The organism is Candidatus Paceibacterota bacterium, assembly GCA_035452965.1.
In the GTDB taxonomy this organism is placed as follows: Bacteria; Verrucomicrobiota; Verrucomicrobiia; order Limisphaerales; family UBA8199; genus UBA8199.
Window position 1 is genome coordinate 72,888 of record DAOTCE010000023.1, and the last position, 9,793, is coordinate 82,680.

Genomic DNA, 9,793 nt, shown 5'->3' on the forward strand with positions numbered 1-9,793 from the left:
GTCCGGCGAGGTAATGACTCAGGCCAAAGCCAATCCGTGCTGAACGAACGGCCGAAAGTCAGAAGTGTTGACGGTGGCTAGCTTCGCGCCACAGCGGATTGCCACAGCCGCAATCACGCAGTCCGCCAGCGAACGGGGCCGGCGGCCCGTCTTGTTGAAGAGTTGGGTAGCCGCTTCGGCATCAATAACGGAAAGGACTTCAACCTGTGAGAAGATCTGCCGTGCAAACAGCTCATCACGCGCCGAAAGCGGGCCGCAAAACAGCTCTGCCCACGCGACTGCTGACGTACCGAGAATCTCGTTTCCACTCAGCCACAAGTTGAGTTGGGATTCCTCCGGCGAACCGGCTCGCAGCGCACTCACCAGGAAGTTGGTGTCCAGATGGATCATTGCCTCCAGGCCCTTTACCGCCGGGCGTCTCGAATCGTGTCCATCCAGGCCTTGGCCTTGGCCTCGTCAAGATCCAGGCTGCGCTGCAGCGCGTGAAACGCTTCCAGCGGAGTCATCTTCTCAACGCGCCCCTCCGCCTCCGACGCTTCCAGAACCGTCAGTAGCCCCTTTCCTCTCTCTGGCAGTTTCGACGGTTCCCGCGCGACGATATGACCGTGGTCTATTTCAACTTCCACCGTTAGATAGCTCATGACTAACCAATACAGTCCCTGCCGCATCTGCGCGATGAAAATCTCACCTCAAGGCGATACGCCTCACTGCTTCGGAGGCACCGGAAGTTCTCCCCACTGCGCCAGTCGGCTGGCTAGCGCAGCCCCCCTCCATGCAACCCATGTAACTCACTTAATCTCTTCAGCCCCTTTAACTCCGCCAGACCTACTCCTCCACTGGCACCACCAGGTTCTCCATGATGTAATCTTTGCGCTCCGGCGTGTTCTTGCCCATGTAGAAGCCGAGGATGCCGGCGGCGTCGTGTTTCGGTGCATACTCGACCTGGCTCAGGCGCATGCCCTTGCCGATGAACTGCTTGAACTCCGCCGGGTTGATTTCGCCCAGGCCCTTGAACCGCGTGATTTCGCAGCTCTTGCCCAGCTTTTCCGCTGCCGCGTCGCGCTCGGCCTCGGAGTAACAGTAGATCGTCTGCTCCCTGTTGCGCGTGCGGAATAGCGGGGTTTCCAGCACGAACAGATGGCCGTCGCGCACAAGCTGGTCGAAGAAGCGGAAGAAGTACGTGATCAGCAGGTTGCGGATATGCAGGCCGTCCACGTCGGCGTCGGTGGCCAGAATGACCTTCTCGTAGCGCAGGCCTTCGAGGTTGTCCTCGATGTCGAGGCTGCGCATGAGATTGTAAAGCTCGTCGTTTTTATACACAGCGTCCCGCTTGAGGTCCCAGACGTTGAGCGGTTTGCCCCGCAGCACGAATATCGCCTGCGTCTCGACGTCGCGGCAGCTAACGATCGAGCCAGCCGCGGACTGGCCCTCGGTGAGGAACACCATCGTCCCCTTCCCCTTGCCTTTGGTCTTGTTGTAATGCTCCTTGCAGTCCTTGAGCTGCGGAATGCGGATCGTGATGGCCTTGGCGCGTTCCCGGGCCAGCTTCTTGACTTCCTGCAGCTCCTTGCGGAGCTGGCGCGTGTCCTGGACTTTGGCGACGATCTGCTGGGCGATGTCCTTGTTGCGGTGGAAGAACTGCAGCAGCTCCTCTCGCACGCGGGTCACCAGGTCGGTGCGAATTTCCGTATTGCCGAGCTTGTTCTTGGTCTGCGACTCGAAGACCGGGTCCTTGAGCCGGATGGACACCGCTCCCACCATGCTCTCGCGCACATCGTCGCCGTCAAACTTCTCCTGCGCGTATTCGTTGACCGCTTTGAGGAGGCCCTCGCGGAAGGCGCTCAGGTGCGTGCCGCCGTCAGTTGTGTATTGGCCGTTGACGAAGGAGTAGAAGGTCTCGCCATACCGGCTGTTGCTGTGGGTGAAGCAGAACTCCAGCGTTTTCTCCGCGTAATGCAGGGGCGGGTAGATGGGCTCGCTGCCGTCGGCCTGCAGGTCCTCCATCACCAGGTCGAACAATCCGTTGCGGGACTGGAACGTCTTGCCGTTATATTGCAGCTTCAACCCGGCGTTCAAGTAGCTGTAATGCCGCAGCCGCCGCTCCACATGCTCGGGCCGGTACTGGACTTCCTTGAACACCTCCGGGTCGGGCTGGAACTCGATAAGCGTCCCGTCCGCTTCCCTGGGCGCCTTGCCGCTCTTCTCATTCTTGAGCTTGCCCTGCTTGAAGGACGCCTCGACGTACTGCCCCTCGCGGAAGCTGCACACGCGAAACACTTTCGAGAGCGCATTGACCGCCTTGGTCCCGACGCCGTTCAGCCCGACGCTGAACTGGAACACGTCGTCGTTGTACTTCGCCCCCGTGTTGATTTTGGACACGCAGTCCACGACTTTCCCCAGCGGGATGCCACGCCCAAAATCACGCACCGACACCGCCCGATCCTGGATGTTGACCTGCACCTCCTTGCCGTAGCCCATGATGTACTCGTCAATGGCGTTGTCCACCACCTCTTTGAGAAGTATGTAGCACCCGTCATCGTAATGGGACCCGTCGCCGATCCGGCCGATGTACATGCCGGTCCGCAGCCGGATGTGCTCCAGCGAGGAGAGCGTCTTGATCTTGCTCTCGTCATAGACGTGTTTCTTGTCGTCTGCCATAGCTTTCAACCTGCTGAATATCAAACCTGCCCGCCTCCTTGCCAATAACAAATGGTTCTTCGCGGATTTCCGGAATACCTCGCTGGCGATTCGTCCTCTGACATTCCCCTGCTTACCTCCAGCACCTCCGCCAAATGGGTGACGGCGCCGTTCCATTGGTCGCACACGCCGGCGTTGGCTTGCGGATGGCTTGACAGTGCGGCGATGCCCCGGTGTGTATCCCATGGGGAGCGCTCCCCATGGGATACACACCGGGGCACCACCGTGCCGACACCGTAAACTCAAGCCAGAAGTGCCATGGTCAGAGGGGGCTGGAAAAGGCAGGCAGGCAGCATTACTGTCCAAAATATGGACAGTCCTCGGGTTAGAGATTCGGGGTCCTTCCGGTTTTGGCTGAGCTATCCCGGCTGCGCCGATCACCACCACCGATGGCACTTTCCGGGAATCCTCGAAGAACCCAGCAAATCCGCCCCGCGCGAGTAGGTCGGGAAATACTCTATCCCGCAGCCGAGCTGCGCGGCTTGGCTTGCGAAACGCCGTCCCGGACTGGCGGAGGCCGCCTGCTTTTGGCGGATTTAGATTGATCTCTTTGCTTTCCCTCGCTAGAAGCATCGGCGCGCACCCGAGAAAGCGAACCAGCGAACAGACACATCAGAAGTCCCAATGTAAGAAAGCCATGCCCAGCAGCAACAACATCAAGAAAGTCCTGATCATCGGCTCCGGCCCGATCGTGATCGGGCAGGCCTGTGAGTTCGACTACTCCGGCACCCAGGCGTGCAAAGCCTTGCGCGCGCTGGGTTACCAGATCGTTCTGGTGAACTCCAACCCGGCCACGATCATGACCGATCCCGGCATGGCGGATGTCACCTACGTCGAACCGCTCACGGTGACGGCGCTCACGGACATCATCGAAAAGGAACGGCCCGACGCGCTCCTGCCCAACCTGGGCGGGCAGACAGGGCTGAATCTCTCGTCGCAGCTCGCCAAGTCCGGCGTGCTCGCCAAATACGGCGTCCGCATCATCGGGGTCGAGGCCGACGCCATTGAGAAGGGCGAGGATCGCATTGTGTTCAAGGAAACGATGCGGCGCCTGGGCATTGACATGCCGAAGAGCGCCCCGGCGTTCAGTGTCGAGGAAGCGGAGAAAGTCGCCTCTGGGCTCGGTTACCCGGTGGTCATCCGCCCGGCCTACACAATGGGCGGCACGGGAGGTGGCCTCGTCTACAATGTCGAGGAACTCCGGATCGTCGCCAGCCGCGGCCTCTCCGTCAGCATGGTGGGCCAGATCCTTATCGAGGAATCCGTGCTCGGTTGGGAGGAGTTGGAGCTTGAGGTTGTCCGCGACGCCAAGAACCAGATGATTACCGTCTGCTTCATCGAGAACGTGGACGCGATGGGCGTGCATACCGGCGACTCCTTTTGCGTGGCGCCGATGCTGACCGTTGATCCCAAGCTCCAGGCGAAGCTGCAGGAATACTCGTATCGCATCGTCGAGGCCATCGGGGTGATTGGCGGCACGAATATCCAGTTTGCGCACTGCCCGAAGACGGACCGCGTCGTCATCATCGAGATCAACCCGCGCACCTCGCGTTCGTCGGCCCTGGCCTCCAAGGCCACCGGGTTCCCCATCGCGCTGGTCTCCGCCAAGCTCGCCAGCGGCCTCACGATGGATGAGATCCCCTACTGGCGCGATGGGACGCTGGAGAAATACACACCCTCGGGCGACTACGTGGTGGTGAAGTTCCCCCGGTGGACCTTCGAGAAGTTCAAAGGCTCGATTGACCGGCTGGGCACGCAGATGCGCGCCGTGGGCGAAGTGATGAGCATCGGCAAGACCTACAAGGAGGCGTTCCAGAAAGCCATTCGCTCGCTGGAGAACGGGCGGCACGGCCTGGGGTTTGCGAAGGATTTCAACGAGCGGCCGCTGGCCGAGTTGATGCGGATGCTCAACGAGCCGAGCAGCGAACGCCAGTGGATCATGTACGAGGCATTGCGCAAGGGCGCCACGGTCGAGGAGCTCTACGCCAAGACCCACATCAAGCCATGGTTCATCCAGCAGATGAAGGAGCTGGTCGAGCTGGAGGAACAAATCCTAAAGTTCAAAGGCCACGCGCTGCCCGACGCGCTGCTCACCCAGGCCAAGAAGGACGGTTTCGCCGACAAGTATCTCAGCAAGCTCCTCGGCATCGCCGAAGTGCATATCCGCGATCAGCGCAAGCGCCTGGGCGTCGTCGAGGCGTGGGACGCGCTGCCGGTCAGCGGCGCGGAGAACGCGGCTTATTACTACTCCACGTACAACGGCCCGGACCGGGTAGCTTCCAGCACCCGCAAGAAGGTCATGGTGCTCGGCGGCGGGCCCAACCGCATCGGCCAGGGCATCGAATTTGACTATTGCTGCGTCCACGCCGCTTTCGCCCTGCGCGCCGCCGGCTTCGAGACCATCATGGTCAACTGCAATCCGGAGACGGTTTCCACCGATTACGATACTTCCGACAAACTCTACTTCGAACCGCTCACGGTCGAAGACGTGCTGGCGATCTACGAAAAGGAGAAGCCCGAAGGCGTCGTCGTCCAGTTCGGCGGCCAGACCCCGCTCAACATCGCCACCGAGCTTGCCGCCGCCGGGGTGAAGATACTCGGCACTTCACCGGATACAATTGACCTGGCCGAAGACCGGGATCGCTTCCGCCAGATGATGGAGAAGATGGACATTCCCATGCCCGAGTCTGGCATGGCCAGCAGCTTCGAGGAGGCGCAGGAAATCGCCGCGCGCATCGGCTACCCGGTAATGGTGCGGCCATCCTTCGTGCTTGGCGGGCGCGGCATGGAAGTCGTCCTCGACGAGGAGATGCTCCGGGAATACGTCAACAAGGCGGTGGACCTGGCGCCGGAGCGGCCCATTCTCATTGACCGCTTCCTCGACAACGCTACCGAGGCCGAAGCCGACGCGCTGGCCGACGGCACAGACGCATTTGTGCCGGCCGTGATGGAGCACATCGAGCTGGCGGGCATCCACTCCGGCGATTCCGCCTGCGCCATTCCGCCGGTGACGCTGCCGGCAAAGCACCTCAAGACCATCGAGGAATACACCTTGCGGATTGGCCGCGAGCTGAATGTCTGCGGCGTGATGAACATCCAGTACGCCATCTGCCAGGACAAAGTCTATGTGCTCGAAGCCAACCCCCGCGCCTCGCGCACCGTGCCGTTGGTGTCCAAGGTGTGCGATGTGCCGATGGCGCGCATCGCCACCCAGCTCATGTTGGGCACGAAGCTGCGCGATTTGAAGCTCAAGCGCCGCACCATTCCGCATGTGGGGGTGAAGGAAGTCGTGCTGCCCTTCTCCATGTTCCCGGAAGTTGACCCGGTGCTCGGGCCCGAGATGCGCTCGACTGGCGAAGTATTGGGCATGGGCCCGTCCTTCGGCCTGGCCTACTTTAAGTCCCAGGAAGCTGCGCTGAGCCCCCTCCCCCTGAACGGCACGGTGTTTATTTCCGTCGCCGACCGCGAGAAAGCGGCGATCCTGGAGGCCGCGCGCAAGTTCCAGGAGCTGGGGTTCCGCATCAAAGCCACCAGCGGCACCCATCAGTTCCTCGAGGCGCACGGGGTGAAATCGGAGCTGAGCTACAAGCTTCACGAACCCCAGCGCCCTAACATCGGCGATGAGATCAAGAGCAAGGAAATCCACTTGATCATCAACACCCCCGGCGGCAAAACGAGCAAGTTCGACGACGCCTACATCCGCAAAGCGGCGGTCAAATACAAGGTGCCATACCTGACAACGGCTGCGGCGGCGCGCGCCTCGGCCGTGGGCATCGCGGAATGCCGCGCCGGGCGAGCCGGCGTGAAATCACTGCAAAGCTACCACCACGATATCCGGTGATTGGCTAAGCCTGCTTGAGCGAGGCCATATCTATCACGAAGCGGTAGCGGACGTCGTTCTTCAGCAGCCGCTCATAGGCCTCGTTGACGGATTGGATTGGCACCACCTCGACATCGCTGACGATCTTATGCGCGGCGCAAAAGTCAATCATCTCCTGTGTTTCCGGGATGCCGCCGATGACCGACCCGGCGAGCCGGCGGCGGCCGCCGATCAGGCTGTTGCCCTGCAGCGGCGGCTCGAGCGCGGTCAGCGCCCCGACCAAGACCATCGTGCCGTCGCGCTTCAGCAGCGCGAGGTAGGGATTGACGTCGTGCGGATTGGGGATGGTGTTGAGCAGGAAATGGAAGCTGCCGGCCTGCCTGGCCATTGCCGCCGGGTCTTTCGACAGCAGCACCTCATCCGCGCCGAGCCGGACCGCATCCTTGCCTTTGGCCGGCGAGGTGGTGATCATTGTAACCTGTGCGCCGAGAGCCTTGGCGAATTTGACGCCCATGTGGCCGAGACCACCGAGACCGATCACGCCGACCTTCTGGCCTTTGCCGACCTTCCAGTGGCGCAGCGGTGAGTAGGTCGTAATGCCGGCACAAAACAACGGGGCAACCGCCTGCAGGTCAAGGCTGCCGGGGACCTTCACCACAAACCGCTCTTCCACCACAATCCGCTCGGAGTAGCCGCCGAAGGTCAGCTGCTGGCTGCCGCGTTCTTTGGAATTGTACGTCCAGGTGGGGCCTTCCTCGCAGTACTGCTCCAGGCCCTCGTTGCAGGCCGGGCAACGGCGGCACGAATCCACCATGCAGCCCACGCCCGCGTAATCGTCAACCTTGACTTTCGTCGCCTGCGGGCCCACCTGGGTGACACGGCCGACGATCTCGTGGCCCGGCACCATTGGGTACATTGAGCCGCTCCAATGATTGCGGGCCTGGTGGAGATCGGTATGACAGATACCGCAATACAGGATCTCGATTTGCACATCGTGCGGGCCGGGCTCGCGCCGTTCGAAATTGAAAAGCGCCAGAGGCGAAGTCGCATTGGGGGCGGCATAGCCGCGGGTCTTGATCATAAATGTGTCCTGATTGTTCGATTGGTTGCTTCCATGTGCCACCATCGTAGCATGGCCGCAACTACCAGGCAAGCCGGGCGCTGCGAAACCGGGCACGGAGCGCATCCGTTTGGCCGCCTCGGCGAGGCGCCCCACCCAGGACTGAGGCCTTGCCTATGACGGAGTCACAAGTGAGCTGAGCAACGTAAGTTGAGTATGTTAGCATTCTAGCTTAGGTGAGGCTACGGACAGGAGCGGGATGGCGGGACACGGTAATCCACTTGGTGACCTTGGGCTTCTGACTGGGGCTTTCCCGCACCAGCACATGTTTGCATCCAGAATGCCGCCCCTTCTGGACTTTAGCACAAGAAGTGCCAACCTTACCAATCGGGTATTATTTTTCTCGAAATTGGTATTGACATGATTGCCGGCCTCCGGTGCAATCACTCGCGTAGTGACGGGTTGGTGCAGCTTTCAAAAGGGTCCGAGGACAATATTGCCCTCGGAGGTCAACTGGGTGGCAGGACCGCCACCTGGGCAAGAGTAGTCGGTTAAGACTGCAACGATTGTCGGACATGATGAGGTGCTGGAGATCAAGCCTTACTCCCCCGCTCAACTTGTAGTTTAGTTCAATCCTTGTGCCCGGCGGGTACGCTGCAGCGTGGAAGTCGAGCCGCAAACCAAGCGGCTGATTACAACGCGTTGTGCATGCGATGGGTTTAACAGCCTCCGATGGAGGCGCGCGGCGGTTTGCGCCAGATAAACGAGTCCACCCCAAGAGGTGCATGGGTTGGGCCGCCTTTCGTCCCTCGCTCCCCTGGCCTCGCCCCTCTCACACACCATCTTCGCCCGCACCCTCCTCAACGAATGCTCCTCAATTTATAGCCTGACTCTATGAAAACCCGACACGAATTTCACGGATTACCAACCGGTCTGGGACGCGAATCGCGCGGAATGCCACGAATCCCCGGCCTCGGGTTAGTGCAAATCCGTGCACTCCGTGTCTTGCTGCTGGGCCTGGCCTTGCTGGGCTTGGTGCCGGTGGGCTCGGCGCAGTGGGTCACACAAACCCTCCAGCTTCAAAACGGCTGGAACGCCGTGCACCTGCGCGTGCAGCCTTTCCCGGCCTCGTGTGACCAATTGTTCTCGAACACGCCGGTGACGCAGGTCTTCCGCTACAACGCGCGGATGATGGCGACCCAATTCGGGACCGACCCGACACAGCCGTGGAAGCGGCCCGACGAGTGGCTGGTCTGGGTGCCGAGCGGCGACGAATTGGCCTATGTGCGCACGCTGGTAAACGTGGTGGGCGGCACCGCCTACCTGATCAAGTCAACCAACGCCTGGACCCTCACGCTCAAAGGCCGGCCTGCCATTCCCCGTTTCAACTGGGTCCCCGGCCAACCCAACCTCGTCGGCTTTCAGCTCACTCCCATAGTTGATTCACGTCCGACCTTCGCCAACTTCTTCCGCTACGAGCCGGCCGTTGACGGCGCGCCCAGCTTTGACAAGACCAACATCGTGCAGATCGGCCTGAACCTGGAGACCACCAATCTGACCCCGCAAACCGCATTCCGTAAAATAGACCCCGACGTGGCCTATTGGATTCGGGCCCAGGCACCGAGTGATTTTATCGGCCCCGTGCGCATCTCCACCACCGACCCGGAGGGCCTGGCTTATGGCACGAGGATGAACGAGCTGGAGCTGCGGCTGCTCAACGCCTGCGACAGCAACCCCGCGCCGGTTGTCGTCACCCTGCGCCACGTCATTTCGGAGGCGCCGCCCGCCGACGCCCCTCCGCTGGCCGGCACCGTGCCGCTGCTGTACGCCGACCGCACCGCCACCAACTGGATTTGGCGCCCCTGGCCCATTGACCAGAGCCAGAACTGGAGCCTCACCAACGGGCAGCTTCTGAGCCTGCGCCTGGCCATTAACCGCTCCGCGATGTCGCCTCCCGCCGAAACCAACGCGCTCTGGCAAAGCCTGCTCCGGCTCAGCGCCGATGGCGGCGCTTATGCCCACATCCCTCTCTCGGCCGCCTGCGACAGCGGCACCGATCAGCTCGCCGCGTTCCCTTACGGGCTGTGGGTCGGCCAGGCCAACATCAACGAGGTGAGCTGCGCCCGCTTCAGCACGAACAGCTCGGGCGAGGAAGCGACGGTGAGTCTGCGCAAGCGGTTTCTGATGGTGGCTTAAAGGGACTAAAATGGGCTGAA

Annotated in this window: 6 protein-coding genes; 2 read left to right on the plus strand and 4 right to left on the minus strand. The window is 61.3% G+C overall.

What is annotated here, in order from left to right:
• Positions 1-18: 18 nt before the first annotated feature.
• The 3 genes from P5205_15920 to P5205_15930 form a co-directional block, all read right to left on the minus strand.
• Entirely contained in the window at positions 19-390 is a 372-nt protein-coding gene (locus tag P5205_15920; GenBank protein HSA11848.1) for a PIN domain-containing protein, read from the minus strand.
• Positions 391-404: 14 nt separating this feature from the next.
• Positions 405-641, minus strand: coding sequence for a hypothetical protein (locus P5205_15925; protein HSA11849.1), 237 nt, complete (start codon positions 639-641; stop codon positions 405-407).
• A 184-nt stretch (positions 642-825) separates the two neighbouring features.
• Complete coding sequence (locus P5205_15930; GenBank protein ID HSA11850.1) at positions 826-2,658, minus strand: DNA topoisomerase IV subunit B; 1,833 nt, start codon at positions 2,656-2,658, stop codon at positions 826-828.
• 676 nt (positions 2,659-3,334) lie between these two features.
• Between P5205_15930 and carB the strand changes: the two genes are divergently transcribed.
• A complete protein-coding gene (carB, locus tag P5205_15935; protein HSA11851.1) occupies positions 3,335-6,538 on the plus strand; it encodes a carbamoyl-phosphate synthase large subunit in 3,204 nt (1,067 codons plus the stop codon).
• Between the two features lie 4 nt (positions 6,539-6,542).
• On the opposite strand, the gene P5205_15940 is transcribed toward carB, so the two are convergent.
• Positions 6,543-7,598 carry an NAD(P)-dependent alcohol dehydrogenase gene (locus tag P5205_15940; protein ID HSA11852.1) on the minus strand — a complete coding sequence of 352 codons (1,056 nt, stop codon included), beginning with the start codon at positions 7,596-7,598 and terminating at the stop codon, positions 6,543-6,545.
• A 933-nt stretch (positions 7,599-8,531) separates the two neighbouring features.
• Here P5205_15940 and P5205_15945 point away from each other — a divergent pair.
• Positions 8,532-9,773 (plus strand): hypothetical protein, encoded by a 1,242-nt coding sequence (locus tag P5205_15945; protein HSA11853.1) that lies wholly within the window; start codon positions 8,532-8,534, stop codon positions 9,771-9,773.
• Positions 9,774-9,793 lie beyond the last annotated feature (20 nt).

Bases quoted from the DNA above. Each gene is read 5' to 3' on its own strand.
- P5205_15920 (HSA11848.1), bottom strand. From the start codon at position 390: ATGATCCATCTGGACACCAACTTCCTGGTGAGTGCGCTGCGAGCCGGT.
- P5205_15925 (HSA11849.1), bottom strand. From the start codon at position 641: ATGAGCTATCTAACGGTGGAAGTTGAAATAGACCACGGTCATATCGTC.
- P5205_15930 (HSA11850.1), bottom strand. From the start codon at position 2,658: ATGGCAGACGACAAGAAACACGTCTATGACGAGAGCAAGATCAAGACG.
- carB (HSA11851.1), top strand. From the start codon at position 3,335: ATGCCCAGCAGCAACAACATCAAGAAAGTCCTGATCATCGGCTCCGGC.
- P5205_15940 (HSA11852.1), bottom strand. From the start codon at position 7,598: ATGATCAAGACCCGCGGCTATGCCGCCCCCAATGCGACTTCGCCTCTG.
- P5205_15945 (HSA11853.1), top strand. From the start codon at position 8,532: ATGCCACGAATCCCCGGCCTCGGGTTAGTGCAAATCCGTGCACTCCGT.